General features: G+C 76.8%; 25 protein-coding genes. 14 read left to right on the forward strand and 11 right to left on the reverse strand.

Annotated elements, in window-relative coordinates:
* Nucleotides 1–7: 7 nt before the first annotated feature.
* A complete protein-coding gene (locus tag EV188_RS01035; protein WP_133824396.1) occupies nt 8–1,288 on the forward strand; it encodes an ATP-binding protein in 1,281 nt (426 codons plus the stop codon).
* A gap of 93 nt (nt 1,289–1,381) precedes the next feature.
* Here the strand turns inward: EV188_RS01035 and EV188_RS01040 are convergent, their stop codons facing one another.
* From EV188_RS01040 to EV188_RS01060, 5 genes are all read right to left on the reverse strand, one after another.
* A complete protein-coding gene (locus tag EV188_RS01040) occupies nt 1,382–1,639 on the reverse strand; it encodes a hypothetical protein (RefSeq protein ID WP_133824397.1) in 258 nt (85 codons plus the stop codon).
* A gap of 142 nt (nt 1,640–1,781) precedes the next feature.
* A complete protein-coding gene (locus EV188_RS01045; protein ID WP_133824398.1) occupies nt 1,782–2,711 on the reverse strand; it encodes an NAD-dependent epimerase/dehydratase family protein in 930 nt (309 codons plus the stop codon).
* A complete protein-coding gene (locus EV188_RS01050; protein ID WP_133824399.1) occupies nt 2,708–4,174 on the reverse strand; it encodes a class I adenylate-forming enzyme family protein in 1,467 nt (488 codons plus the stop codon). Before EV188_RS01050 ends, EV188_RS01045 begins: the two co-directional genes overlap by 4 nt.
* The gene (locus EV188_RS01055; protein WP_133824400.1) at nt 4,164–5,330 is read right to left on the reverse strand and encodes a cytochrome P450; all 1,167 of its coding nucleotides are present in this window, start codon (nt 5,328–5,330) and stop codon (nt 4,164–4,166) included. The genes EV188_RS01050 and EV188_RS01055 overlap by 11 nt, the downstream gene beginning before the upstream one ends.
* A complete protein-coding gene (locus EV188_RS01060; protein ID WP_133824401.1) occupies nt 5,327–6,070 on the reverse strand; it encodes a glycosyltransferase family 2 protein in 744 nt (247 codons plus the stop codon). The genes EV188_RS01055 and EV188_RS01060 overlap by 4 nt, the downstream gene beginning before the upstream one ends.
* Nucleotides 6,071–6,170: 100 nt before the next feature.
* Here EV188_RS01060 and EV188_RS01065 point away from each other — a divergent pair, with 100 nt between their 5' ends.
* Both EV188_RS01065 and EV188_RS01070 read left to right on the forward strand, forming a co-directional pair.
* Nucleotides 6,171–7,349, forward strand: coding sequence for a cytochrome P450 (locus EV188_RS01065; protein WP_133824402.1), 1,179 nt, complete (start codon nt 6,171–6,173; stop codon nt 7,347–7,349).
* The gene (locus EV188_RS01070; protein WP_133824403.1) at nt 7,346–8,254 is read left to right on the forward strand and encodes a DMT family transporter; all 909 of its coding nucleotides are present in this window, start codon (nt 7,346–7,348) and stop codon (nt 8,252–8,254) included. The genes EV188_RS01065 and EV188_RS01070 overlap by 4 nt, the downstream gene beginning before the upstream one ends.
* Here the strand turns inward: EV188_RS01070 and EV188_RS01075 are convergent.
* Both EV188_RS01075 and EV188_RS32105 read right to left on the reverse strand, forming a co-directional pair.
* Nucleotides 8,169–8,654 (reverse strand): GtrA family protein, encoded by a 486-nt coding sequence (locus tag EV188_RS01075; protein ID WP_133824404.1) that lies wholly within the window; start codon nt 8,652–8,654, stop codon nt 8,169–8,171. The two genes, EV188_RS01070 and EV188_RS01075, sit on opposite strands and share 86 nt — an antisense overlap.
* Nucleotides 8,651–10,174 (reverse strand): sigma-70 family RNA polymerase sigma factor, encoded by a 1,524-nt coding sequence (locus EV188_RS32105; protein ID WP_208113929.1) that lies wholly within the window; start codon nt 10,172–10,174, stop codon nt 8,651–8,653. Before EV188_RS32105 ends, EV188_RS01075 begins: the two co-directional genes overlap by 4 nt.
* Nucleotides 10,175–10,314: 140 nt before the next feature.
* Between EV188_RS32105 and EV188_RS01085 the strand changes: the two genes are divergently transcribed.
* The 3 genes from EV188_RS01085 to purE are packed head-to-tail and all read left to right on the forward strand — an operon-like array spanning nt 10,315 to nt 12,970.
* Entirely contained in the window at nt 10,315–11,232 is a 918-nt protein-coding gene (locus tag EV188_RS01085; protein WP_133824405.1) for a GGDEF domain-containing protein, read from the forward strand.
* A 23-nt stretch (nt 11,233–11,255) separates the two neighbouring features.
* Entirely contained in the window at nt 11,256–12,443 is a 1,188-nt protein-coding gene (locus tag EV188_RS01090; RefSeq protein WP_133824406.1) for a 5-(carboxyamino)imidazole ribonucleotide synthase, read from the forward strand.
* Nucleotides 12,425–12,970: a 5-(carboxyamino)imidazole ribonucleotide mutase gene (gene purE / locus EV188_RS01095; protein WP_208113930.1), complete on the forward strand. Its 546-nt coding sequence runs from the start codon at nt 12,425–12,427 to the stop codon at nt 12,968–12,970. The genes EV188_RS01090 and purE overlap by 19 nt, the downstream gene beginning before the upstream one ends.
* Here purE and EV188_RS01100 read toward each other — a convergent pair.
* Nucleotides 12,940–13,560: a TetR/AcrR family transcriptional regulator gene (locus tag EV188_RS01100; protein WP_133824407.1), complete on the reverse strand. Its 621-nt coding sequence runs from the start codon at nt 13,558–13,560 to the stop codon at nt 12,940–12,942. The two genes, purE and EV188_RS01100, sit on opposite strands and share 31 nt — an antisense overlap.
* Nucleotides 13,561–13,648: 88 nt before the next feature.
* Between EV188_RS01100 and EV188_RS01105 the strand changes: the two genes are divergently transcribed.
* From EV188_RS01105 to EV188_RS01115, 3 genes are all read left to right on the forward strand, one after another.
* On the forward strand, nt 13,649–14,956 hold the full coding sequence (locus tag EV188_RS01105; RefSeq protein ID WP_133825319.1) for an FAD-dependent oxidoreductase: 1,308 nt from the start codon (nt 13,649–13,651) through the stop codon (nt 14,954–14,956).
* A gap of 96 nt (nt 14,957–15,052) precedes the next feature.
* The gene (locus tag EV188_RS01110) at nt 15,053–16,207 is read left to right on the forward strand and encodes an acyl-CoA dehydrogenase (RefSeq protein WP_243741395.1); all 1,155 of its coding nucleotides are present in this window, start codon (nt 15,053–15,055) and stop codon (nt 16,205–16,207) included.
* A gap of 104 nt (nt 16,208–16,311) precedes the next feature.
* The gene (locus EV188_RS01115) at nt 16,312–16,845 is read left to right on the forward strand and encodes a DUF805 domain-containing protein (RefSeq protein ID WP_133824409.1); all 534 of its coding nucleotides are present in this window, start codon (nt 16,312–16,314) and stop codon (nt 16,843–16,845) included.
* A 130-nt stretch (nt 16,846–16,975) separates the two neighbouring features.
* Here the strand turns inward: EV188_RS01115 and EV188_RS01120 are convergent, their stop codons facing one another.
* Together EV188_RS01120 and EV188_RS01125 are read right to left on the reverse strand one after the other, a co-directional pair.
* The gene (locus EV188_RS01120) at nt 16,976–17,695 is read right to left on the reverse strand and encodes a TIGR03089 family protein (RefSeq protein WP_133824410.1); all 720 of its coding nucleotides are present in this window, start codon (nt 17,693–17,695) and stop codon (nt 16,976–16,978) included.
* Nucleotides 17,696–17,712: 17 nt separating this feature from the next.
* Nucleotides 17,713–19,746, reverse strand: a complete 2,034-nt coding sequence (locus EV188_RS01125; protein ID WP_243741507.1) for an LCP family protein — start codon at nt 19,744–19,746, stop codon at nt 17,713–17,715.
* 322 nt (nt 19,747–20,068) lie between these two features.
* Between EV188_RS01125 and rfbD the strand changes: the two genes are divergently transcribed.
* From rfbD to EV188_RS01145, 4 genes are all read left to right on the forward strand, one after another.
* The gene (gene rfbD, locus EV188_RS01130; protein WP_341770729.1) at nt 20,069–21,016 is read left to right on the forward strand and encodes a dTDP-4-dehydrorhamnose reductase; all 948 of its coding nucleotides are present in this window, start codon (nt 20,069–20,071) and stop codon (nt 21,014–21,016) included.
* Nucleotides 21,017–21,086: 70 nt separating this feature from the next.
* A complete protein-coding gene (locus EV188_RS01135) occupies nt 21,087–21,335 on the forward strand; it encodes a hypothetical protein (protein ID WP_133824411.1) in 249 nt (82 codons plus the stop codon).
* A 39-nt stretch (nt 21,336–21,374) separates the two neighbouring features.
* Nucleotides 21,375–22,274 (forward strand): tetratricopeptide repeat protein, encoded by a 900-nt coding sequence (locus tag EV188_RS01140; protein ID WP_133824412.1) that lies wholly within the window; start codon nt 21,375–21,377, stop codon nt 22,272–22,274.
* 35 nt (nt 22,275–22,309) lie between these two features.
* The gene (locus EV188_RS01145) at nt 22,310–23,179 is read left to right on the forward strand and encodes a glycosyltransferase family 2 protein (protein WP_133824413.1); all 870 of its coding nucleotides are present in this window, start codon (nt 22,310–22,312) and stop codon (nt 23,177–23,179) included.
* Here EV188_RS01145 and EV188_RS01150 read toward each other — a convergent pair.
* Entirely contained in the window at nt 23,168–23,785 is a 618-nt protein-coding gene (locus tag EV188_RS01150) for a TetR/AcrR family transcriptional regulator (RefSeq protein ID WP_208113932.1), read from the reverse strand. The two genes, EV188_RS01145 and EV188_RS01150, sit on opposite strands and share 12 nt — an antisense overlap.
* A gap of 51 nt (nt 23,786–23,836) precedes the next feature.
* On the opposite strand from EV188_RS01150, the gene EV188_RS01155 reads away from it, so the two are divergent.
* The gene (locus tag EV188_RS01155; RefSeq protein ID WP_243741396.1) at nt 23,837–25,087 is read left to right on the forward strand and encodes an oxygenase MpaB family protein; all 1,251 of its coding nucleotides are present in this window, start codon (nt 23,837–23,839) and stop codon (nt 25,085–25,087) included.
* Nucleotides 25,088–25,101: the final 14 nt, after the last annotated feature.

The following is a 25,101-nucleotide window of genomic DNA, read 5'->3' on the forward strand; positions in this document are numbered from 1 at the left end:
GGGGCAGGTGCGACGCCGGATCCTCGTCTCCACGCTCATCGTCGTCACGATCACCGTGGCGGTGCTGGGCGGGCCGCTGGCGCTCACCACGTGGCGCCTGGTGGAGGACTTCACGCGCGCGGACATCAACTCCCGACTGCGCCAGGTCGTCGCCACGCTCGACGCGCAGGGCTCGGCCGACCGCCCCGTCGACCTCAGCGCGGTCGGCATCGCGGTGCCGCCGGGCGGGTCGCTGGTGGTCCGCACGCCGCGGGGGGTCAGCACCCTGGGCCAGCTCGACCCGGGGCCGACGGTCAGCGAGACCCTGCCGTTCGGGCTCAGCGGCTCCGCGGTGCTCTCGGAGCCGATCACCGAGATGCGCGCCCGCCAGCTGCAGGCGACCGCCCTGGTGCTCGCCGCGGTGCTCCTGTCGGTGGCCGTCGGGGCGGTGGTGGCGACCTTGACCGCCCGGCGGCTGGCCGACCCGCTGCAACAGGTCGCCGGGCGCGCCGCCCGGCTCGGCGCCGGCGACTTCCGGCCCGCCCCGCACCGCCACGGCATCCCCGAGCTCGACCGCGTCTCCGACGTGCTCGACTCCTCGGCCACCGCGCTCGCCGAGCTGGTCCAGCGCGAGCGCGAGCTGGTCGGCGACGTGTCCCACCAGCTGCGCAGCCGCCTCACCGCCCTGCAGCTGCGCCTCGACGAGCTCTCCGCCCACCCCGACGAGCACGTCTCCGCGGAGGGCTCGGCGGCGCTCGAGCAGGCGGAGCGCCTCGCCGAGGTCCTCGACGAGCTCCTGGCCTCGGCCCGCGAGGCCCGGGCGGCCGGGGCGGCGCCGATCGAGGTGGCGGGCGAGCTCGACGCCGTTGCCGACGAGTGGCGCGACCCGCTGCGCTCCGAGGGGCGCACGGTCCGGGTCCGGACCCCCGAGGGGCTCGTCGCCCGCGCCACCTCGGGCCGCCTGCGCGAGGCGCTCGGCGTGCTCGTCGACAACGCGATGCGCCACGGCAAGGGCACCGTCACCCTCACCGCCCGGCTCTCGGACAACGACACGATCGTCATCGAGGTCGGCGACCACGGTGACGGCGTGCCGCCCGAGCTCGCCCCGCACGTCTTCGACCGCGGGGTGTCCGGCGCGGCGTCCACCGGCGTCGGGCTGGCGCTGGCCCGCGCGCTGATCGAGGCCGACGGCGGGCGCCTCGAGCTCGCCCGCACCCGGCCCGCGACGTTCTCGGTGTTCCTGCCCGTGCCCCGCACCGACCGGGCGGTCGCCGCGCCCCGCCCGCTGCCGACGACGGGGCCCCGCTAGGTCGGGCCCGACGGCTCGGGGCGGCGGCTCTTCGGTGAGGATGCTTCGGTTTCCGAAGCGTTTCCGTCAGAGCGAGGACGTTCCTGGTGGGTCTCAGCGCGGACGGTGGTGGCGCACCAGCGCCACGGTGACCTCGGTCAGGTCCTCGGCGTCGAGCTCCTGCCGGCGGCCGTGGGCCTCCTCGCGGGCGCGCCCGGCCGGGTAGGGGCCGTAGGTGTCGGCGGCGCCGGTGACGGGGTCGAGGACGAGGACCATCAGCCCGTCGCACTGTTCGAGCTCGTCGGGCTCGAGCAGCGGGTCGGCGGGGACGTCCCGGCCGATGGTCCGGTGCGGGCACGGCAGCTTCGGCACAGCTGGTCCTCCTCCGCGTCCTTCGGGCCCGGTCCGCGCAGGCCCCGGCGGACGGGCGGTACCGAAGGTATCAAGAACCTTGGAACACTCAGCGCGTTCGGGCGACGACCGGCTCGTCGTCGTAGACCGGCGGTCGTCCTGATCACCAGTCGGCGGCGTCGAGGACATCCGTCGGTGGAGGGGCATACCCCGATCGGGCCCGCAGGGCGGTCACGTCGAGCGTTCGCTCGGCGGCGAGGTGGCGCACCGCGTACCGGGTGAGGACGGGCGCGGTGCCCCGGACGCGGGCGCACACCCCCGCGACCAGCGCCGTTGCGCGCGCCAGCGGCACCGGCAGGCCCAGCGGGCGCGCCCGGACACCCCGCGCGGCCAGCACGGACTCGATCATGGCGAGCAGCTCGACGGGTTCGGCGTCGGCCACGTTGTATACCCCGGCGGGCCCGTCGAGGACGGCGAGGACCGCTGCGACCAGGGTGTCGATGCGCGTGAGGCTCACCGCGCGGGGCCCGCGACCGGGCACCGGGACGCGTCCTGCACGCACGGCGGCGAGGAGCCGGGGGAGCAGGGTGGTCTCGCCCGGGCCGTAGACGGCGTGCGGCCGGAGGATCACCGCGTCCGGTCGGCTGCCGCGCACCAGACGTTCGGCGGCGGCCTTCGCGGCGCCGTACGCGTCGGGGTGCGCGGGGACCGGGGCGGCGTCCTCGCGGGCGCGGACGGTGGGGCGGCGCGGGTCGTAGACGCTCGCGGTCGACAGGTGCACGAGCCGGGTGTCGCGGGCCAGCGCGGCGAGCACGGTGCGCGTGCCGCCGACGTGGGCGTCCCAGTGCGACTGCGCCGGGAGCGTGTCGGAGGCCGGGCCGGCGGCGTGCACGACGACGTCGATGCCGGCGAGGTCGTGGTGCAGGGCGGGCGCGTCGGTCAGGTCGTGCGCGCGGTAGGGGGCGCCGGCGACGTGCTCCGGGTCGAGGTGGGCGCGCCGGCCGAGGGCGAGGACGTCGTGCCCGGCGGCGACCGCCCCGCGGCACACCGCCCCGCCGACGAACCCGGACGCGCCCGTGACGGCGATCTTCACCGCGCCGCCAGCTGCGCGCGCAGGGCGGCGCGGTCGGGCTTGCGGGACCGCCCGCCGCGCGGCAGCTCGTCGAGGACGACGACCTCGTCGGGCGCGTCGACGCCGAAGAGCCGCCTCACGGTGGCGGGACCCGGCGCGGTCCCCGCGACGGCGAGGACGACGTGCTCGTCGCCCGCCGGCGTCGGCACGCCGACGAGCAGGGCCTCGCGGACGCCGGGCAGGTCGGCGACCGCGGCCTCGTAGAGCCCGGGGTAGATGTTGCGGTCACCCCGGATGATCATGTCCTTGCGGCGGCCGGTGAGCACGACCCGGCCGTCGTCGAGCACGTGGCCGAGGTCCCCGGTGGGGATCTCCTGGACGTCGGCGCCCAGGTAGCCCAGGGCCTGGTGCGGGGCGGTGAGGCGCAGCTCGTCGTCGACCACGCGCACCTCGACGCCCCGCAGCGGCGTGCCGAGGAGGTCGCCCGGCGCGCCGCTCTCGGTGTGCTCGATCTTCTCCTCGGCGGTGGCGATCGCGGCGGGCGCGAGCTCGGTCATCCCGTAGATCGCGAGCAGCTCGGCGTCCGGGGCCGCCGCGCGCAGCCGCCGCAGCGGCCCCGGGAGCACCGGCGCCGCGCCGAGCAGCACCCCGCGCAGCCCCGGCGGCAGCCCGCCGCGCACGACGTCCTCGACGTCGGCGGGCACGCAGAACGTGTGCGTCGCGCCCCGGCGCCGCAGCACCCGCCCGAGCCGCGTGGCGCGCGCCCCGAGGCCGGGCAGCGACCACGTCGCGCCGGCGGCGAGCGCGGGCAGGCCGATCATGAGCTGGTCGGTGTGCACGACGTCGCCGGGGGCGAACGGCACACGCGCCGCGAACGCCGCCAGCCCCGTCCCGAGCCCGGCGCGGGAGTGCACGACGAGCCGGGGCTCGGCGGTCGTCCCGGACGTCGGGATCACCAGCGCCGGTGCCGCGGGGTCGCCGACGGGCCGGTGATCGTGGGGGCTTTCCTGACACCTGACGTCAGCGTGGCCGCCACGCTGACACAGGCGCCTCCAGGACACGCTGCCGCGGGGGACGCCGGGGAGCCGGGGGCCGACGTGGACGTGGGTGACGCCGGGCAGGGCGCGCCAGGGGCGGCCCGCCAGCGTGTGGACCGGCGAGGCGGCGATCGCCCAGCGCGGCGCCAGCGCCGCCGCCCGGGCGCGGAGCACGGCCTCGCCGGCGCGCGGGTCGGCGAAGGCGAGCGTGCCGCCGGCGGTCACGACGCCGAGCGCGAGGGTCAGCGACGTCGGCGAGGGCGAGACCGCGAACAGCACCCGGTCGCCGGGCTCGAGACCCCGGGCGCGCAGACCCGCGGCCACGGCCAGCACCCGCGAGCGCAGCGCGGAGAAGCGCACGGGGCGAGCGAGCGCGTCCAGCAGGGCGACGCGCTCGCGGTGCTCCTCGCAGGCCTCGAGGACGGTCCGGGCCAGGTCAGAGGGCACGCGCCACCACCAGTTCGCGCCACGCCGGGACCAGCACGCGCCGCGACGGGCGCCGGCGCACCACCCGCAGGCGGCCGGCCGCCAGCGCGGCCGCGGCCGTCGCGCGCACCTCGACGCGCGCCAGCGCCGCGCCCAGGCAGTGGTGCGGGCCGGCGCCGAACCACAGCGAGCGCGCCGCCGGGTCGACGGGCGCGCCGACCCGGAAGTCGTCGCCCGCCCCGACGGCGGCGTGGGTGAGCACGAGGACGCGGTCGCCCGCGCGCAGCGCGCACCCGCCGACCACCGCGGGGGCCGCCACCCGGCGCAGCATCGCCGGCGAGGGCGCGGTGAAGCGCAGGGCCTCGTCGACGGCGTCGTCGAGGTCGTCGTCCTGCTGGTCGGTGTCGATCAGCAGCGCGACCAGGCGGGGCAGCAGCGCGACGACGGTCTCGGTGCCCGTGAGGAACAGGGCCGCCGCCGCCCCGCACGCCGCGTCGTGGTCGACGCCCGCCTCCCGCAGCCGGGCCATCACGGTGCCGGCGCGCCGGGCGTGCCACGACGCCGAGGCCGCGTCGACCACGGGCGCCAGCTCGGCGCGCGCCCGCGCCGCGCGCCGGGGCGAGAGGGTGCGGGTGGTCGGGCGCACGCTCGCCGCGACCCGCGAGGCCCGCAGGCTCATCGCGCGGTGCTCGGCGGGTCCGCCGTCGAGACCCACGAGCGCGGCGATCACCGCGCCCGCGACCACCCGCATCTCGTCGACGAGGTCGACGGCGAGCCCGTCGCGCAGCCGGTCGGTCAGCGACGCCAGGCGCGGGTCCACGGCACGGGAGAGCAGCCCCACCGACGCCCGCGCCGTGAACAGGTCGCCCAGCGCCCGGCGCATCGCCCGGTGCCGCTCGCCCTCCATCCCGAGCAGGACCGCCTCGCCCAGCACCGGCGTCCAGAGCGCGCCGGGCCCGCCGGGGCCGTCCTTGCGGAAGCGCTCGGTGTCGGTGAGCACCTCCCGGGCCAGCGCGGCGTCGCTGACCACCGCGCCGACCCCGGGCACCCGCACCACGGGGCGCCGCGCGGCCAGCCGGGCCAGGGGAGCCGCGACGGGGTGCGCGGCGTCGATCAACCGCCGGTCGGCTCTCTCCAGGGTCGAGCTCCGCTGCGCTTCGTCTCCCGGCCCGCTCATCGGACGTCCACCACGTCGGGCCGGTGCCGGTGGTCGGCGTACCAGCCGAGCGTCCCCACCAGCCCGTACGCGCGCACCCGGCGCACCGACCCGGCGACGACGGCGTCGCGCCGCCGCCCGATCCGCCCGCCGACCCGGCGCACGGCGTTGACCAGCGCCCGGTCCTCGTGGACGTCCTCGATCGCGGTGCGCGGGAAGCCGCCGCTGCGGAGGTAGAGATCGGCGGTGATCGCGAGGTTGCAGCCCGCGCACATGACGTAGGGACCCTGCAGCCCCGGACCGCGGTTCGACGGCCGCAGCCGCCCGAACGCCGCGGCGACGGCCACGACGGCCGGCAGCCCCCGGCGCTCCCAGAACCGCAGCCGCACCTCGTCGGTGCGCGGCACCAGGCGCCCGCCGACCATCTGGAGGCCGTCGGCGAACCCGGCCCGCAGCGCCGCGGTCCAGCCGGGCGCGGGCAGGCAGTCGGCGTCGGTGCGGGCGAGCAGCGTCGCGCCGGCGTCGATCGCGTGCCGCATCCCGGTGTCGGCGGCGGCGCCGGTGCCCTTCACCGGCTCCTCGATCACCCGCAGGTCGAGCCCGCGGTCGTGGGCCCGCACGACGGCGGCGGTCCCGTCGCGGCTGCCGTTGTCGACGACGAGGACGGTGAAGGCCCGGTCGTGCTGGGCGGCCAGGGCGTCGAGCGTGGCCGTGATCCCGCGGGCCTCGTCGTACGCGGGGACGATCACCCACAGGCTCACGGCGGCGAGAGCGCGATCATGCGGCACCGGGGGGAAGGGCGGTCATACCGAGTGATCTCACCCTTCCCCGGGCCCTCCCCGGCAGGGGAGAAATACTGACATGACCACCGCACAGCGTCACGAATCATGGCTGCTGTTCCGATCACGCCCGGCGCTGTGGGCCCTGCTGCGGGCCGGGCGGTGGACCGGGCCGGTCCGTCGCGTGCCGCGGGTGGGGTGGCTGGTCGCCGACCCGGTGCTCGCGCGGCGGGCGCTGAACGACCACGCGCACACCAGCGAGCTCGGCGAGGGCGGGGTCGGGCACCTGTGGGCGCAGGTCCTCGGCGACTGGGTCACCGAGCTCTTCGACGGCCCCGGCCACGCGGCGCTGCGGGCCCGGGTGCGCGACGTGTTCACCGAGACGTCGGGCCGCGCGCACGTCGACCGGGTCCTCGCGCCGCGCCTCGCCGAGGCCACCGCGACCCTCGCCGCGGGCGCGGAGCTCGACGTCGCCGACCTCGCCCGCGTGCTCACCGGCTGCCTCGTCGCCGACCTCCTGGGCCTGCCCGACACCACGGACGACCCGACCGACGACACCGCCCGGGAGCGCTTCGCCACCGCCGAGCGCCTCGCCGCGCTGGCGCTGGGCACCGGCGCCTCCACCCACCTCGACCCCGCGACCCTCGCGACGGCCCGCGCGCTGGTCGGCAAGCTCACCGCCGGGGTGGCCGACGGGTGGGCGCACGCCGGCGAGGACCGGCTGCTCGGCCGCTGCCGCGCCGTCGGCCTGGGCCTGCGCGAGACCGAGGGGCTGGCGGTCCTCATGGCCGTCGCGGGCACCGGCACGGCCGCGAGCGCCATGGCGCGCACCGTCGCCCTCGTCGCGGACACCGGCACCGCGCCGCGCCTGCTCGCCGAGCCCGGCCTCGTGCCCGACGCGGTGCGCGAGGGCCTGCGCGTCAGCACGCCCGCGCCGGTCGTCGGCCGGCACGTCACGGGCGACACCTCCCTCGGGTCCGCTCGTCTATGCGCCGGCGACCGCCTGCTCGTCCTGACCCACACCGTCGACAACGCCGCGGGCGGCTTCGACCTCGACCGCCCCTACGACCCCGCCACCCGGCAGCTCTGGTTCGGCGCCGGGCGCCACCAGTGCCTCGGGTCGGCGCTCGCGAAGGCCGAGCTCGCCGCCCTCCTGCACGCGCTGCTGGCGTCCGGACGGCCGTGGCGGGTCACGTCTCGCCGCGCGGCCCGGCGGGTCCTCGTCCCGGCGTACGCCGAGCTGCGGATCATGGCGGCGTGACCCTCCTCGCCACCGCGCTGGCGCTGGTCGCGGCGCTGCTGGTCGGGGCGTCGGCGGTGCTGCAGCAGACCGCGGCCGCGACGACGCCGGACCGCGGCGCCGGATTCTTCGCGGCCCTGGTGCAGCGGCGCCGGTGGCTCGCGGGGGCGGCGGCGGACACGGGCGGGTTCCTCGTGCTCCTCGCCGCCCGGGCGTTCGGTCCCCTGCTCCTCGTCCAGCCGCTGATGGCGGTGTCGGTGCTCGTCGCGCTCCTCGGCGGTGCCCGGGCGGCGGGGCGCCGGCCGCGGCACGGGGAGGTGGTGGCCGGGGTGGTGCTCACCGTGGCGCTGGCGGTGCTCGTCGCGCTCGGCCGGCCGGTGCGCGGGGCCGACCGGGTCCCGCTCACGACGTGGGCGCCGGCGCTGGTCCTGGTGGGGCTCGGGGCCGCCGCGCTCGTCGCCGCCCGCCGCGCGCGGCCTGGGCCCGTCCGCGCGGTGCTGTTCGGCGTCCCCGCCGCGCTCGCCTACGGGCTCGGGGCGGCGCTGACGACGACGGTCGTGGCGCTCGTCCCGCTGGGCTGGGCGGCGGTGCTCGGGGCGTGGGAGACGGCGACGGCCGCGGTGGTGCTGCTCGCGGGCACCGCCGCGCAGCAGCTTGCCTACCGCGCCGGGCCGCTCCCGGCCTCGCTGCCCGTGGTGGCGGCGGGCGAGCCGGTGGTCGCCGCGGTGCTGGGGGTGGTGGTGCTCGGCGAGGCGCTCGCCGGGACCGGGCCGCCGGTCGTGGTGGCGGCCGTGGCGGCGTGCGGCGCGGTCGTGGTGCTCGCCCGCGGGGCCGGGACCCTCAGCGCAGGGGACCGACCTCGTCCGGGAACACCCAGCGGCGGAACGCCCACCAGCGGAAGACCATCGCGAGGAGGGTCCCGATGATCTGGGCGCTCACGAGGTCCGCGACGTGCTCGGTCAGCGACGACACGGCGGGCTGGGCGAGGTCGAGGACGTAGCGGGAGACGCCCAGCGGCGCGGCGTTGATCGCCAGCGCGACGCCCGACACGGCGAAGTAGAGCAGCGCCTCGCGGGGGCGTCCGCGGCCCCCGCGCAGGCGGAACGACCACTCGCGGTTGAGCACGTAGCCGACGATCGTCGCGACGAGCACCGCCACGATCTTCGCGGTGACGGGCTTGGGCTCGAGCACCGTGGACTTGGCGGTGACGAACACGGCGGTGTCGACCACGAAGGTGATCGCCCCGACCGTCGCGAACTTGACCAGCTCGCCGTGCCGACCGACGAGCCGCGCGGCCCATCCCGGCAGGTAGCGGACCTCGGTCATCGCGGCGAGTCTAGTGACGCCTCCCGCGACGCGGTGCCGGTCCGGCAGATCACGCCCTCCGTGTCGAGCACGGGCAGCCGTGCGGTGACGAGGCAGTCGCCGCCGGACCGGGCCACGTCCGCGCGCCGGGCGAGCAGGGCGAGGTCGCCGCGGTCCGGGGCGGGCGTCCGTGTCGCCGTGGGTGCGGGAGCCGCCGTCGGACGGGACGTCCGGGGACGGGCCGTGCGCGACCGCGAGGAGGGCTCGTCCTCGAACAGCCCCGGCAGCGCCAGCGCCGCGTCCGGGGACGCCCGCTCGGAGTCCGCGGTGCGTCCGGGCGCGGGAGCCGCCGGGGACCGGGGAGCAGCCGACGCGCCGGCGGGCGGCGCGGCCGGTGGGAGCGTCCCCGGCGGCAGGATCGGGGGGACCGCGGGCAGTGCCGCGGGCGGCCGGAGCAGGGGCCCGGCCTGCACCGGTGGCGGCGCCGGCGGCGCGACGGCGTCACCGAGCACGAACGCCGCCACGCCCACCGCGCCGGCGAGGGTCACGACGCCGGCCGTGCGCATCGGCGTCGGGACGGCGGGGCGCGGGGTGATCCCGGTCAGGCCGGACAGGGCGCCGAGCACGCCCAGCGCGCCGCCGCCCGCGACGGCGAGCTCGCCCGTCGACGCCTGGAACGTCCACGGGCCGGTCGTGCCGCGCGAGGCCAGGTAGCCGACGAGGCCCGCGCCGAGCACGAGCGGCGCCACCACCGAGCGGACCATGCCGGCGTTGACGTCGCGCAGCTCGTCGGCGAGCGCGCGGCACTCGGCGCACTCGGCGAGGTGGGACTCGACGCGCTCGGCCTCCCGGCGCGCCAGCCCGCCGCGGGTGTAGGCGCCGAGCTTCTGACCGGTCTCGCGGTGGCGCCGGTCCCAGCGCCCGGTGCCGGACTCGAGGTGCTCCTGCAGGTACGCCTGGCGCAGCCCCTCGCGGGCGCGGTAGCCGAGCGCGGAGACGGCGTTCGCGGTGAGCCCGAAGAGCGGCGCGATGTCGGCGGGGCTGTCGCCCTCGACCTCGAGGTGCCAGAGCACGGCCTGCCAGCGCTCGGGCAGCGTCGCGAACGCCCGCGCCGCCATCGTGCGCTCGAGGCCCGCGAGGGCGGGGTCGGTGAAGGGGACGACGGTGCCGTCGGGGTCGATGCCGTGGACGTCGGTGATGTCGTCGGTGAGGTCGAGGCGCCGTTCCGCGCGGCTGCGGTCGTAGGCGAGGTGGCGCACCGAGGTCAGCAGGTAGGCGCGGAACGCCTCGGTCGGGCCCCGGCCGGCACGCAGGACCTCGAGCAGGCGGGTGAAGGCGCCCGCGACGAGGTCGTCGGCGTCGGCGGAGGAGCGCGCGAGCTGGCGCGCCAGCCACCGGGCCGCGTGCTGGTGGCGCGCGTAGAGCGTCGCGAAGGCGGCGGTCGAGTCCTGGTCCGCGCCGCGGCCGCGCAGGCGGGCGATGAGCTCGGCGTCGCTGCGGGGATCCCCGTCGGCACCGCGCCCGTCGTCGGCATCGTCCACGGACACGAGTCCTCACCCCCTCACCCGTCCGGTCGAGTGTTGCGTGCTCCCTACGGCCGAATCGGTGACCGTCACCGTCATGGGCGACGGCCCCGCGCGTCTCTCCTGCCGGGAACCCACGACAGGAGGCCGGCCGGGGGATGGACGTCAGCAGCATCGACGGGGCGACGCAGGCGCGCGACGAGATCGACACCGGCGCGGTCGACAGCGCGGTCCCGCGTCCCGAGCGGGCCGCTGCGCTGCGGGAACGCTGGTTCGCGTGCAGCAGCGCCCTCGGGTGGGCGGCCGCGGCGGAGTGGCCGGACGCCGCGGTGGACGCGGTCTGCGCGGTCGCGACCGCCCGCCACGACAGCCGCGCCGCCCGCGACCACGCCGTCGAGCGCGCGCTCGCCCGCTGGGCCGGTGCCCGCGCGGGTGCCGGCGTCGGCCTCGCCGAGACGCTCACCGACCTCGCCGCCCTGAGCACCGCCGTCTCGGGGGCGGGGGACGTCGACGGTGCGGCGGTCGTGGACGCCCGGTCGGAGGGCCGGACGGAGGGACGCGGTCCGGACGGCGTGCGCCTCCTGCGCGCCGTCTCGCTGGCCTGGACCGACGTGGCGTGCGGCGACATCGCCGAGACCGCGGCCGTCGACCCGCTCTCGGGGCTCGCGAGCGTCCGCTACCTGCGCACGCGCCTCGCCGAGGTCTACCGCGCCGCGCGGGCCCACGGCCGCTCCGCCGGCGACGAGCTCGCGCTGGTGGTCCTCGCGCTCGACGTCCGCGACTGGCGCCGCGTCGCCCCGCTCTCGATCGCCGGCGAGGCCGCCGGCGTGGTGTTCGACGCCGGCGAGTCGCTCGCGGTCGTCGGGCGCGGCACCGTCGTCGTGCTGGCCCCGCGCGAGGGCCTGGCCGAGCGCGCGGCGGTGCTCCGCCGCCTGCTGACCCGGCGGCTCGCGGCCGCGGAGGGGATGGTCGGCTCGCCGTCGGTGCGGATCGCGCGCCTGCCCGCCACCCACGAGGGGGCGTGCGCGCTCCTCGAGCGGCTGCGGGGGCAGGAGCCGGACCCGGATCACACCTGACCAGCCCGTATCGTCCTCCGACCGTGGACGAGCGCACCGGCCTGCCCGTGGTGACGATGATCGGCGGCGGCCAGCTCGCGCGTATGACCCACCAGGCCGCGATCGCGCTGGGCCAGTCGCTGCGGGTCCTCGCGACGGGCCCGGGCGAGCCCGCGGCGCTGGTGGCGCCCGACGTCGTGCTGGGCGAGCACACCGACCTCGACGCCCTGCGCCGCGCGGCCGCCGGCGCCGAGGCCCTGACCTTCGACCACGAGCACGTGCCCGGCGAGCACCTGCGCGCCCTCGTCGCCGAGGGCGTCGCCGTCCACCCGGGCCCGGACGCCCTGCTCCACGCCCAGGACAAGCTCGTGATGCGCACCCGGCTGCGCGACCTCGGCGAGCCGGTGCCCCCGTTCGCCCCGGTGAGCTCCGTCGAGGACGTCACCGCGTTCGCCGCCGAGCACTCCTGGCCGGTGGTGCTCAAGGCCGTCCGCGGGGGTTACGACGGGCGCGGGGTGTGGGTGCTCGACGACGCCGACGCCGCGAAGACCACGGTCACCGAGCTCCTCGCCGCCGGCACGCCGCTCATGGTCGAGCAGCGGGTGGCGCTGCGCCGCGAGCTCGCCGCGGTCCTCGCGCGCTCCCCGTTCGGGCAGGCGGCGGTGTGGCCGGTGGTCGAGACCGTCCAGGAGCAGGGCATCTGCACCGAGGTCCTCGCCCCCGCGCCCGGCCTCGATCCCGAGCGCGCCGAGGAGGCCGAGGAGCTCGCGCTGCGCGTCGCCGCGGCGCTCGGCGTCGTCGGGCTGCTCGCGGTGGAGCTCTTCGAGACCGCGGACGGCCTCGTCGTCAACGAGCTCGCCATGCGGCCCCACAACTCGGCGCACTGGACGATCGAGGGCTCGGTGACCTCGCAGTTCGAGCAGCACCTGCGCGCCGTGCTCGACTACCCCCTCGGCGCCACGGCGACCACCGCGCCCGTCACGGTGATGGCGAACGTCCTCGGCGGTGACCCGGTCCCCGCCACCGGCGTCGACGAGCGCCTGCACCACACCCTCGCCCGCTTCCCCGAGGCGCGCGTGCACCTCTACGGCAAAGCCGAGCGGCCCGGGCGCAAGGTCGGCCACGTCACCGTGCGCGGCGACGAGCTCGACGACGTGCGGACCCGCGCCCGGCTGGCCGCCGACCACCTCTCCACCGGCGTGTGGAGCGACGGATGGGACCCCCACCAGTGACCGAGTCCAAGGCCCCCGTCGTCGGCATCGTCATGGGCAGCGACTCCGACTGGCCGACGATGCGCGCGGCCGCCGAGGCCCTCGACGAGTTCGACGTGCCGTGGGAGGCCCGGGTGCTCTCGGCCCACCGCACGCCGCGCGTGATGCTGGACTGGGCCGCCGCGGCCGCCGGGCGCGGGCTGCGCGCCGTGATCGCGGGCGCGGGCGGCGCGGCCCACCTGCCGGGCATGGTCGCGTCGGCGACGGTGCTGCCGGTGATCGGCGTCCCTGTGCCCCTCCAGCACCTCGACGGCATGGACTCGCTGCTCTCGATCGTGCAGATGCCCGCGGGCGTGCCGGTCGCCACGGTGTCGATCGGCGGGGCGCGCAACGCCGGCCTGCTGGCCGTGCGGATGCTGGGCGCGTCGGACCCGTCGCTGGCCCGGGCGATGGAGCGCTTCCAGACGGGGCTCGCCGAGACCGTCGCCGCGAAGGACGAGGCGCTCGCGGCGCGGGCTCATGACGAGTCGAGCGGCCCCGTCAGGTAGCCCTGGATCGTGCGGCCGTAGACCCCGATCAGCGTCTCCCGGTCGGCGGCCGCCAGCTCCGGCAGCTCGAGGATCTGGCGCGCCACGAGGATCCCGACGATCTGTGACGCGCACAGGTCGGCGCGCAGGCGCGGGCGGTCGGCCCCCACGATGTCGCTGACGGCGGCGGCGACCCGGTCGAGGATCGCCTCGCCGAGGAACTCGCGCATCATCCGCGCCGCGTCGGGGTGCCCGACCGCCGAGCGCACCAGCCCCAGCATCGGGTTGGCGTCCCCGAGCTCGTCGATGACCGACAGCAGGAACCGGACCAGCCGCTCGCCCAGCCCGTCGACGCCCGGGGCGACGAGCCGGGGCACGACCTCGGCCGGGTCGAGCGGGAACTCCATCGCCGCGACGAACAGGCCCTGCTTCGACCCGAAGTAGTGCATGACCAGCGCCGGGTCGACCCCGGCGTCGCCCGCGATCGCGCGGACCGTCGCGGCGCGGAAGCCCGCGGAACTGAAGCGGGCCCGCGCCGCGTCGAGGATCGCCTCCCGCGTGCCGGAGTCGCCGGGACGGCGACCGCGGCGGGGGCTCTCGGTCCGGGGCACCGCCGCATCCTAGCGTTATTCAACGTTGGTTGATTTCCGTGTCCGACGGGTCCACACTCGGATTCAACACACGTTGAGATCAGTGGAGGTGGGGACCGTGGAGCGCACGACGGTGTGTGTGGCCGGGGGCGGGCCGGCGGGGATGGTGCTCGGGCTGCTGCTCGCCCGGGCCGGTGTCGAGGTCACCGTGCTGGAGAAGCACGCCGACTTCCTGCGCGACTTCCGCGGCGACACCGTGCACCCGACGACGCTCGACCTGCTCGACGAGCTGGGCCTCGGCGAGCGCTTCGCGGCGCTGCCGCAGAGTCGCCTGGACCGGATCGGGTTCCCGGTCGGCGAGCACGGCGAGACCCTCGTGGTCGGCGACCTGCGCCGTCTCGAGGGCCGCGTCGGGCACCCGTACATCGCGATGGTCCCGCAGTGGGACCTCCTCGACCTGCTCGCCGACGCCGGCGCGGCCGAGCCGACGTTCACGCTCCGGATGAGCACCGAGGTGACGGGGCTGCGGCGCGACGCCGACGGTGCCGTCACCGGCGTCACCTGGCGCACCGCCGACGGCGCCGCCGGTGAGCTCGCCGCGGACCTCGTGGTGGCCTGCGACGGGCGGGGCTCCACCGCGCGGGCCGAGGCGGGCCTCGAGGTCGTCGACTTCCCGTGCCCGATGGACGCGTGGTGGTTCCGGCTGCCGCGCCGGGCCGACGAGGACGCCCCCGCGCTGACCCCGCGCATCGGCGAGGGCCGCATGGCCGTCGTCATCCCGCGCGAGGGCTACTTCCAGGTCGCGTACATGACGCGCAAGGGCGAGGAGGCCGCGCTGCGGGCGCGCGGGATCGAGGCCTTCCGGGCCGACGTCGCCGCGATCGCGCCCGACCTCGCCGACCGGGTCGACGCCCTGGAGAGCATGGACGACGTCCGCTTCCTGTCCGTCCGCCTCGACCGCCTGCGCCGCTGGCACGTCCCCGGCCTGCTCTGCCTCGGCGACGCCGCGCACGCGATGTCGCCGATCGGCGGGGTGGGCATCAACCTCGCCGTGCAGGACGCGGTGGCGGCCGCGACGCTGCTCGCGGAGCCGTTGCGTGACGGCACGCTCACCGCGGCCGACCTGGACCGCGTGCGCCGCCGCCGGCTCTGGCCGACGGTCGCCGTGCAGGCGCTGCAGCGCGTCATGCACCGCGGGATCGTGCGGCCCGTCCTCGCCGGAGACGCAGCGAAGCGGAGCTCGACCCGGGGGAAGGGGCGCCGCGGGGGCCCGCCCGCGCCGATCCGGCGCCTCATGGCCGCGTTCCCGCCGGCGACGATCATCCCGGCCTACCTCATCGGCGTCGGCCTGCGCCCCGAGCGGGCGCCCGCCTTCGCGCGCCGCGCACCCGAACCGGTCACCGCCGACCGTGGGTAGCGGGGACCACACGCCGTCGGGGGATCGCGAGGTCCCCCGACGGTAGGACGTCCGAGTATCCTGGGCCCGCAACGCCATCGTGTGTGGAGGAACCCCGTGGACCCGGACTTCGACCTGTACAGCCTCGGCGAGGAGCGCGACGCGCTGCGCGAGTCGATCCGCGCCCTGGCGGAGAAGGAGATCGCCCCGCACGCCGCGGAGGTCGACCTGACGCCGCGCTTCCCCGAGGAGGCGCGCACGGCCCTCGTGCAGAACGGGTTCCACGCGATCCACATCCCCGAGCAGTACGGGGGCGAGGGCGCCGACTCCATCGTGGCCTGCATGGTCATCGAGGAGGTCGCGCGCGTCGACGCGTCGGCCTCGCTGATCCCGGCGGTGAACAAGCTCGGCTCGATGCCGATCATCCTGTCGGGCTCCGAGGAGCTGAAGCAGCAGGTGCTGCCGACGATCGCCTCGGGCCAGTCGATGATCAGCTACGCCCTCTCCGAGCGCGAGGCGGGCTCGGACACCGTCTCCATGCGCACGCGCGCGCAGCAGGACGGTGCGGACTGGGTGCTCAACGGCACCAAGTGCTGGATCACCAACGGCGGCATCTCCGACTGGTACACCGTCATGGCGAAGACCGACCCGGACAAGGGCGCCAACGGCATCTCGGCGTTCGTGGTGCACAAGGACGACCCGGGCTTCTCGGTCGGCCCGAAGGAGCACAAGCTCGGGATCAAGGGCTCGCCGACCACCGAGATCTACTTCGAGAACTGCCGCATCCCCGGCGACCGGATCATCGGCGAGCCCGGGACGGGCCTGAAGACGGCGTTCGCCACCCTCGACCACACCCGCCCGACCATCGGGGCGCAGGCCGTCGGCATCGCCCAGGGCGCGCTCGACGCGGCGGTCGACTACGCCCGCGAGCGCCAGCAGTTCGGGAAGAGCATCGCCGACTTCCAGGGCCTGCAGTTCATGCTCGCCGACATGGCCATGAACACCGAGGCCGCCCGCCACCTCGTCTACGCGGCCGCGGCGCGGGCCGAGCGCGGCGAGAAGATGGGCCTCATCGCCTCGGCGTCGAAGTGCTTCGCCTCGGACACGGCGATGTCGGTGACCACCGACGCGGTGCAGATCTTCGGCGGCGCCGGCTACACCGTCGACTTCCCGGTGGAGCGGATGATGCGCGACGCCAAGATCACCCAGATCTACGAGGGCACCAACCAGATCCAGCGCATGGTGATGGCGCGGGCGCTGCTGAAGAAGTAGCCCGTTCGGGGTACTCGTCACGGAGCGTATGGGGAGCTAGCCTAGCCGGGCGAAAGAGGCCGCGATGACCGCGATCTCTCCCCACGCTCCGTGAGAGGTCCCCCATGCAGTGGTACCTGAAGGTGCTCAAGCAGTACGCCGACTTCAACGGGCGTGCGCGTCGCACCGAGTTCTGGATGTTCACGCTGTTCAGCGCGATCGCGTCGATCGTGCTGGGCATCATCGACACCGTCATCGGCACGGCGTCCGTGTACGGCTCCGGTGGCACGTACTTCTACTCGCCGGGTCTCCTCCAGGGTCTCTACGCCCTGGCGGTGCTCATCCCGACGCTGGCCGTGACCGTCCGTCGTCTGCACGACACCGACCGCACCGGATGGTGGGTGCTGATCGCGCTCATCCCGTTCGTCGGCGGCATCGTGCTGCTCGTCTTCATGTGCCTCGACGGCACGCCGGGCGTCAACCAGTACGGCATGAACCCGAAGCAGGAGGTCGCCGGCGGCTACCCGCAGGGTGGCTACCCGCAGCAGGGCTACCCGCAGGCCGGCCCGCAGCAGGGCTACCCGCAGCAGGGCGGCTACCAGCAGCCGCAGCAGCAGTACCCGCCGCAGCAGAACTACCCGCAGCAGCCGCAGGCCTGATCCGGGTGGCTCGCTGAGCCACGGCACGCGCCAGGACGAACGAACGGCGCTCTCGTTGCTTCCGAAGCAGCGAGAGCGCCGTTCGTTGTTCCGGGGTGCGCGCATCCGGGCGAGCACGCTCTCCCGGAAATCAGGCGTCGAGCACCCGGGTGACCTTCTCGGTGCCGGCGCGGCGCTCCTGGTCGCCGGCGGGGTGGCGCACCTGGACCAGCGAGGCGCCGGCGGCGAGCACGGCGAGGAAGCCGTCGACGAGCCCGCCCGACAGGGCGAGGGGCCACGCGGCGGTGGAGAGCACACGGTCGTCGGGACCCAGCCCCAGTTCGGCGGCGCGGGCCCGGGCGGTGGCGACGACGCCGGCGACGTCGGTGCCCGCCAGCGCGGGGGCGTCGTCGGGGACCGGGGCGAGCGGGTCGAAGTGGTCGCCGTGCACGCGGACCTCGGTGGCGTAGTCGACCGCCCCCTTCGGGAGTGCGTCGCCGAGCCCCTGTCCGAACGCGTCGAGCGAGAAGCCGACGACGAGCCCCGCGCCCGCGGCCTGCTCGAGGGTGTCGGCGGCGGCGAGCGCGACCTCGGCGCCGGCGGGGTCGGCGACGGCCTCCGCGCCGCACGACCAGATCGCGCACAGCGCGGCCGCGGTCTGCCAGTGCGCGGGCAGCAGCACCGCGACCGGCGTGCCCGGCTCGACGTCGCACTCGTCGCGCAGCAGGTTGGCGGTCTTCGCCACCCAGTTGCCGAACGTCGCGCCGGAGAGCTCGATGCGCTCGCCGGTGGCGTCGTCGTAGAAGGTGATCAGCGGCTTGGCGGGGTCGCCGGCGAGCAGCGGGGCGAGCAGGGCGTCGGTGACGGTCATCGGCGCCGACGCTATCGCTAATCGATGCAGGGGACGCCGTCGGCGGTGATCGCCGGCTGCGGCGGTGGCGCGACGGCCGGGGCCTCGTCGGAGTCCGTGGAGAACCCGCTCGACGGCGCCGGCGCCGGGGCGGCGGCGCCCGGTCCGCGGTAGTCGGCGCCGAGCAGGACGCGCACCGAGTTCGGCGGCACCGTGGGGTCGAAGCGGGTGGGGAGGTCGCCGAGGCTGCGCGCCACGCGGGCGCCGCCGCCGTCGCCGGCCGGCCCGAACAGCACCTCCGAGCGCGGCGCCGGCGCCTCGGCGTTGCCGGCGACGGTGCGGGCGTAGCCCTGGGCGGAGAGGACGGCGACGACGCGGGCCGCCGCCCCCTGGGTGTCCGAGGCGTTGCGGACGTCGACCGGGATCGTCGCGGGCGCCGGGCCCTCGTCGTTGGCGTCCGCGGAGTCCTCGGGGCCGATGGCGTCGTTGACGAAGGTGCGGACCTCGGACGGGTCGACGTCGAGGACCTCGCCGCGGCCGTCGATGTTGCGGGTGCCGTTGGTGGGGATCGTGAGGAACGCGACGGCGCCGGCGCTGACGTCCTGCATCTGCCGGGCGAACTGCAGCAGGTCCCAGTTGCCGTCGAGCACCACCGACTGGCGCACGGCGTCGAGCAGCCGGCTCAGGGTGATGGGGTCGCCGAGCGTGCCGCTCGAGAGCACCTTGCGCGACATCGAGGCCAGGAACGCCTGCTGGCGCCGCACGCGGTCGAGGTCGCCGTTGGGCAGGCCGTGGCGCTGGCGGACGAAGGCGAGCGCGTCGTGCCCGGCGACCGTGCGCGGGCCGGCGGGGAAGCGGGCGCCGGAGAGGTCGTCGTCGACCGGGTTCTTGAGGCACACGTCGACGCCGCCGATGGCGTTGGTCAGCGTGTAGAAGCCCAGGAGGTTGACCTCGGCGAAGTGGTCGACGGTCAGGCCGGTGAGGTCGCCGACCGCGCGCACCAGCTCCTGGCGGCCCGCTTCGGACGAGCGGACGTCGACCTCGCGCGGGTCGGTGACCCCGGACTGCACGAGCCGGTTGGCCTCCTCGGCCTTCGCGCCGGGATATGCTGAATTGATCTTGTCGCGACGGAAGGCCCCGGGGATGTTGACGTAGCTGTCGCGCGGGATCGAGAACGCGACCGCGCGGCTGCCGTCGTTGGGGACGCGGACCAGCATCATCGTGTCGGTGTTGATCACGCCGTCCGCGGCGCCGGCACCGAGCTCGCGCAGGACGTCGTTGGGGAGCGGCTGGCCCTGCGCGTCGGTGCGGCTGTCGACGCCGACGAGCAGGATGTCCGTGGCGCCGTCGGCGGCGTTGCCGACCGGCCCGTTGCCCAGGGCGCTCGAGCCGCTGATGCTGCCCGAGAGCGCGGCCCACGCCGTGCCGGACAGCGCGAACACCAGCACCGAGATCACCACGAGACCGAGGCGCACCGTGCGCGCGAGCGAGCGCCGTCCGCCGCGGTCGTCCGGGGGCTCGGCGTCGCGCGGCGGGCGCGTCGTGCCGGGCGGGCGAGGGGGCGGCGGGGCCGGGCGGCCGCGCTCCCTGTCCCGGTCCCTGTTCCCGTCCCTGTCCCGGTCCGGCGTGCGCGGCCGGCCGGGGTCGCGCAGGGGCCGGTCACGGGGATCGCGGTCGCGGGGGTCGCGGTCGCGCGGGTCGCGGTCGCGGGGATCCCGATCGCGGTCCCGGTCGGCCGGCGCGGGGCGGCGTGGGCGGTCCGACGGCGGCGCGGCGCCGTCACCCCGGCGGGCTCCCGACGGCGCCGCGGAGAGCTCCGCGAGGTCGCGGCGGCGCAGGCCGGACCCGTTCGACCCGGTCGACCCGCTCCCGTTCCGGCCGCGGGCCGACGGCGGGCGGCGGTCGGGCTCGGTGACGCTCTCGTCGGCCCGGGGAGGGTCGCGGGGATCGTCGACCGGCGGGCCGCCGGCACGGCCGGGGCTGCGGCGGGCGGCGGACGGCCCGAAGCGGCGGGCCGGGTCGCGGCGGGACGAGACGTCACGGGAGACGTCGCGCGGGTCGCCACGATCCATCGCCACGCCTCCCTCCGCCGTCCACCCCTCGTCGGGGTCGCAGGCCGATCGTCGTCCGTCGCCGTCGGTGATCACGACGCGCAGCCGCGGTGCCGTCACGGCAGGGTTCGTCGTGATTCGCAGGCTAGACGGCCTGCGGTTCGTTCGGGGTCGATCACCCGTTGGACGGCTCGTCGGCGCGTCGCGACGACGCGCGGTGAGGACGGGGCGGCGAACCCGCTCCCGAGCAGGGTGGGGGCGTCCCCGTCGCGGCGGGCATCGTCACCGGCCACGCCCACCGCCTGGCCGTCCGTGGTCCGCCCGGCTGCGAGACTCCGACCGGGTGATCGACGGACGGGGGGTCCCGATGCGGTGGATGGTGGTCGGTGCGGGGGGAGCGCTGGGGACCGACCTGGTCGCGCGGCTCGGCGCGCCCGACGCTCCGGGTGCTCCGCCGACCGACTCCGTGACGGCGCTGACCCGCGCCGACCTCGACGTCACCGACCCCGACGCCGTGCGTGCTGCGGTGCGCGCGTGGCTGGCGGCGCCGGGCGAGGGGAGGGCGGTGCTGGTCAACGCGGCCGCGTACACCGCGGTGGACCTCGCCGAGACCGACCCGGACGCGGCCGCGGCGGCCTGGGCGGTCAACGCCGAGGCGCCCGGTGTGCTCGCGGCCGCGTGCGGCGACGGCGGCGCGACCATGGTCCACGTCTCCACCGACTACGTCCTCGGCCCGCTGCCCGGCGGCGAGCGGCGACCGCTCGAGCCCGACGACCCGCTGGCCCCCGCCGGCGTCTACGCGCGCAGCAAGCTCGCGGGGGAGGAGCGGGTGCGGGCGGCCCTGCCCGACGCCCACCACGTCGTGCGCACCGCCTGGCTCTACGGCGCGACGGGCCCGAACTTCGTGCGCACCATGGCCCGGCTCGCCCGCGAGCGCGACACGCTCACCGTCGTCGACGACCAGCACGGCTCGCCGACGTGGACCGCCGACCTCGCCGACGGGCTGATCGCCCTGGCCCGCTCGTCGGCACCCGCCGGGACGCGGCACGCCGCGGGGGGCGGGTCGACGACGTGGTGGGGCCTCGCGCGCGCGGTGCTCGAGGAGCTGGGCGCGGACCCCGGGCGGGTCCGTCCGTGCGACACCGCGTCCTTCCCGCGCCCGGCCCCGCGCCCGGCGTGGTCGGTGCTCTCGGACGGGTCGTGGCGCGCCGCCGGTCTGGAGCCGCTACCACCCTGGCGAGAGGCGCTGCGCACTGCGGTGGGCCACCATCCGGAGTTGTTGCTGGGCTGAACGGGCTAGCTGCTTACTTCCATCGTTGTCATTCGCGTGTCCTCGCGCCCTCCTCGCGCGTTGAGCGGTCATGGGTGTTGAGACGGTGCTCCTGGCGCTGCTCGGTCTCGTCGCCGTGTGGTTGGTGATCGACGCCGGGCGTGAGCGTCACCGGCTGCGGGCCCGGGTGGCCCGTGACGAACGCTGGCAGGCCGAGCGGCGGCGCTGCGCGCGGCGCGACCGGGCGGCGGCCGCCTCCGCGGCGTCCCCCGACGCCTGGCGCTACTGGCCGCTGACCCTGCCGTCGGCGGAGGACGGATCCAGCGGGCCCCGTCTCTAGACCCTTCAGGTCGTCGGTCCGTGCGCGCACACTGATCGCATGACGGAGCAGGCCGCGCCGGGGGCGACGGAGACGGTCGGCGACGAGCCCCTCTGCGACGAGGCCCGCGCCATCGCGGCCGGGCCCGGCGGCGACACCGTCGAGAGCCTCGAGGACCGCGTGGCGCTCTTGCGCCGCGCCCTGGCCAGCGGCGAGCCCTCCGCGCCCGCCCTGCTCGCGCACGCGCACCTCGCCCGCGGCGAGCGCCGCGAGGCCGTCGACCTGCTGGCCCCGTTCGTCATGGGCCGCCGCGAGAGCGAGCACGCCGGCCTGCTGGGCGAGACGCTCGCCGCGATCGGCGACCACGAGAGCGCCGAGGCCGCGTTCATGGTCGGCATCGACGGCGACGACCCGGCGGCGACCAACGACTACGGCGTCTTCCTGCGCGGGCGCGGCCGCACCCAGGAGGCGCTCTACGTGCTCGACCGCGCGGTGCGCCTCGGCGACGAGCTCGCCCCGCTCAACCTCGTCGCGCTGCACCTCGAGGAGCTCGACGACCCGATGACGGCCACCGAGCTCGCCGAGGACCTCCTCGACGAGGGCAAGCCCGCCTCGCTCCTCGCGCTAGCCGACTGCCGCCTGGCCGCCGGGCGGGTCGAGGAGGCCGCGGACCTCTACCGCCGCGCCGCCGCGGGGGGCGCGCCGTGCGGGCACATCTACCTCGGCTGGTTCCTGCGCGACCGCCACGACGACCACGCCGGCGCCGAGGCCGAGCTGCGGAAGGCCTACGAGGTCGGCGAGCCGGGCGCGGCGTTCCACGTCGGCCGGTTCCTGTTCGACCAGGGCCGCTCCGACGAGGCGCAGCCCTACATCGAGGAGGCCGCCCGGCGGGGCGACCCGGACGCGGTCGCGCTGCTCGAGATGCAGTACCGCGGGCTGGTCGACGAGTACGACGACTGAGCGGCGACAATGCCGCGGTGTCAGTGTCCGACCCCGTGCCCGATCCCGCCTACGGTCCCGCGCTCGCCGTCGTCTGCGTGACCTACTCGCCGGGCGACTCGCTCGCCGAGTTCGTCTCCTCGCTGGAGAAGGCCACCGCGCGCCCGTACCGCGTGGTCCTGGCCGACAACGGCTCGGTCGACGGTGCCCCCGAGGCCGCGGCCGCCGCCGACGAGCGGGTCGAGCTGCTGCGGGTCGGCGAGAACGTCGGCTACGGCGCGGCGGCGAACCGGGCGGTCGCGGGCCTGCCCGCCGACGTGGGCTGGGTGCTCGTCGCCAACCCCGACATCGTCTTCGGGCCCGGCTGCCTGGACACGCTGCTCGACGCGGCCGCCCGGTGGCCGCGCGCCGGGTCGCTCGGGCCCCTGATCCGCACCGGCGGCGAGGTCTACCCGTCGGCGCGCCTGCAGCCCAGCCTCGGGCGCGGCGTGGGGCACGCGCTGTTCGCGGCGGTGTGGCCGGCCAACCCGTGGACGCGCTCCTACCGCCAGGAGGGCGCGGTCGCCGAGCGGACCGCGGGCTGGCTGTCGGGCTCGTGCGTGCTGCTGCGCCGCGAGGCGTGGGACTCGGTGAACGGGTTCGACCCGCGCTACTTCATGTACTTCGAGGACGTCGACCTCGGCGACCGCCTCGGGCGCGCCGGGTGGCTCAACGTCTACGTCCCCGACGCCGAGGTCGTGCACACCGGCGGGCACGCCACCGAGCGCGACGCCCCCACCTCGTCGCGGATGCTCGCCGAGCACCACCGCAGCGCCTACCGCTTCCTCGCCGACCGCTACCGCGGGGCGCGCTGGGCCCCCCTGCGTCTCGCGCTGAGGGCAGGGCTGGGGCTCCGAGCCCGGTCCGGCGCGCGGTCAGCCTTCTAGGGCCCGGCCCAGGTAGCCCAGCACCAGCGCGGTCACCTCGTCGGCGAACCCCTCCCGGTCGATCGGCGGCTCCTCGAGGACGTAGGCGACGGCGAGGCTCTCCACGGTGCGCACGAGCAGCCAGGCCACCGTCCCCGCCGGGTGGCGCAGGTCGCCGCCGTGGCGCGCGAGCAGGGTGCTCGTCAGCAGCGCGTCGACCCGCCGCGCGAACGCCGCGCGCCGGTCGTCGCCCGCGCGCGGCAGCCGCTCGGCAACCGCCCGCAGCAGCGCCGGGTGCTCGGCCAGCGCGTCGACCAGCGCGAGCACGACCCGGCGCACCGCGAGCGCCGGGTCCCGCTCGCCCGCCGTGTCGACGAGCGCGCGGGTCACGCGCTCCTCGAGGTCGTCGGCGTAGCGGGCGACGACCTCGTCGACGATCGCGTCCTTGTCCGGGAAGTACTGGTAGAGCGAGCCCGGGCTGATGCCGGCCGCCGCGGCGACGTGGTTGGTGGTCAGGCCCTCGACGCCGCGCTCGAGCAGCACGGTCCGGCCCGCCGCCACGATCCCCTCGACCATGGCCCGCGAGCGCTCCTGACGGGGCTGCCGGCGCCGGCGGGGCGCGGTCACGGCCCGAACGCGACTTGAACGCGAGCAGGAACTCGTCTCAGCATGGTCGTCATGGTGGCACGCGAGCAGGTGGGGCAGCCGCGGTATCCGGGACGCTTCCGGAACGCGCCCGAGCGGTCCCGACGCATCGCGCGGCCCCTGGGCGTGGTGGCCCGGGTCCGCGGCGTCGACGAGGAGCTGCTCGACCGCATCGGCACCCGGATGTTCGCCCGCGACGAGCTCGGCGCCGACCTCGCGGCGGCGATGAGCCGCCCGCGCACCGACCCCGAGCGGGTCACGATGGCGGCGTTCCACCGGGCGCTGGCCGGCTCGGACCCCGAGACGACGGCGGCACGGAGCGAAGCGGAGCTGCCGCGCCGAAGGCCGGACACTGCCCTGGGCCGGTTCTTCGCGGCCGTCGAGGACACCCCGGACTGGGTCGACCTCGACGAGGTGGAGCGCGGCGGCCGGGCCCTGCGGCGGATGGGGCGCACGCTCGACGACGTCCTGCTCACCCTGTCGCTGATCGGCGGCTACCGCTTCGGCGGGCCCGCCGACCTGCTCGTCGCCACCGGTGGGCTGACCGGGTCGACGGCGACGCGCCGGCTCGGCGAGACGACGGAGTGGGCGCGCGCGGTGATCTCCCCGGGCGGCATGCGCCGCGACGGCGAGGGCTGGCGCCTGACGGTGCACGTGCGGGCCATGCACGCGCTGGTCAACCGGCGCTTCGAGACCAACGGGCGGTGGAACGTCGGGCACTGGGGCCTGCCGGTCAACCAGTCCGACCAGGCCGCGACCCTCGGGCTGTTCAGCAGCACCGGCCTGCTCGGCGCGCGGGCGCTGGGCTGGGTGGTGACGCCCGCGGAGTCCCGCGCCGTGATGCACCTGTGGCGCTACGTCGGCTGGCTCATGGGCGTCGACGACGACTGGCTCTTCACCACCGAACGCGAGCAGAACCACTTCCTGCACCACGTCCTGCTCGTCCAGGACGACGTGACGCCGGCCGGCCCGGCGCTCGCCGGGGCGCTGGTCGCCGGTCAGCGACACCCCCGGCACGTCCTGGGCCTGCTGCGCTGGTTCCTGGGCCGCGAGGCGCTGACCGACCTCGGGCTGCCGACCGCGCTCCCGTGGACCGTGCCGCCCACCGTGCTCCGCAACCTCGTCCTGTCGGGCCTCGTGGCGCGCACGCGGGCCGGGCGGCGGGCGCTGGAGCGCCGCGGCGACGCCTGGACCCGCGAGGAGATCGGGCGGCGGTTCGCCGGTGCCCGGCCCGCGGTGGCGCCGCTGCCGGAGCAGGCACCGACGTCGGTCGCGCGGGAGTAGACGAAAGTCCGTGG

Source organism: Actinomycetospora succinea, assembly GCF_004363095.1.
GTDB lineage: Bacteria > Actinomycetota > Actinomycetes > Mycobacteriales > Pseudonocardiaceae > Actinomycetospora > Actinomycetospora succinea.

What these genes read in the sequence shown, in the direction of transcription:
- EV188_RS01055 (WP_133824400.1), bottom strand. Translation starts at nt 5,330, where the DNA reads ATGAGCGGGCCGGGAGACGAAGCGCAGCGGAGCTCGACCCTGGAGAGA.
- EV188_RS01065 (WP_133824402.1), top strand. Translation starts at nt 6,171, where the DNA reads ATGACCACCGCACAGCGTCACGAATCATGGCTGCTGTTCCGATCACGC.
- EV188_RS01075 (WP_133824404.1), bottom strand. Translation starts at nt 8,654, where the DNA reads ATGACCGAGGTCCGCTACCTGCCGGGATGGGCCGCGCGGCTCGTCGGT.
- EV188_RS01085 (WP_133824405.1), top strand. Translation starts at nt 10,315, where the DNA reads ATGGACGTCAGCAGCATCGACGGGGCGACGCAGGCGCGCGACGAGATC.
- purE (WP_208113930.1), top strand. Translation starts at nt 12,425, where the DNA reads ATGGGACCCCCACCAGTGACCGAGTCCAAGGCCCCCGTCGTCGGCATC.
- EV188_RS01115 (WP_133824409.1), top strand. Translation starts at nt 16,312, where the DNA reads ATGCAGTGGTACCTGAAGGTGCTCAAGCAGTACGCCGACTTCAACGGG.
- EV188_RS01120 (WP_133824410.1), bottom strand. Translation starts at nt 17,695, where the DNA reads ATGACCGTCACCGACGCCCTGCTCGCCCCGCTGCTCGCCGGCGACCCC.
- EV188_RS01125 (WP_243741507.1), bottom strand. Translation starts at nt 19,746, where the DNA reads ATGGATCGTGGCGACCCGCGCGACGTCTCCCGTGACGTCTCGTCCCGC.
- EV188_RS01135 (WP_133824411.1), top strand. Translation starts at nt 21,087, where the DNA reads ATGGGTGTTGAGACGGTGCTCCTGGCGCTGCTCGGTCTCGTCGCCGTG.
- EV188_RS01140 (WP_133824412.1), top strand. Translation starts at nt 21,375, where the DNA reads ATGACGGAGCAGGCCGCGCCGGGGGCGACGGAGACGGTCGGCGACGAG.
- EV188_RS01155 (WP_243741396.1), top strand. Translation starts at nt 23,837, where the DNA reads ATGGTGGCACGCGAGCAGGTGGGGCAGCCGCGGTATCCGGGACGCTTC.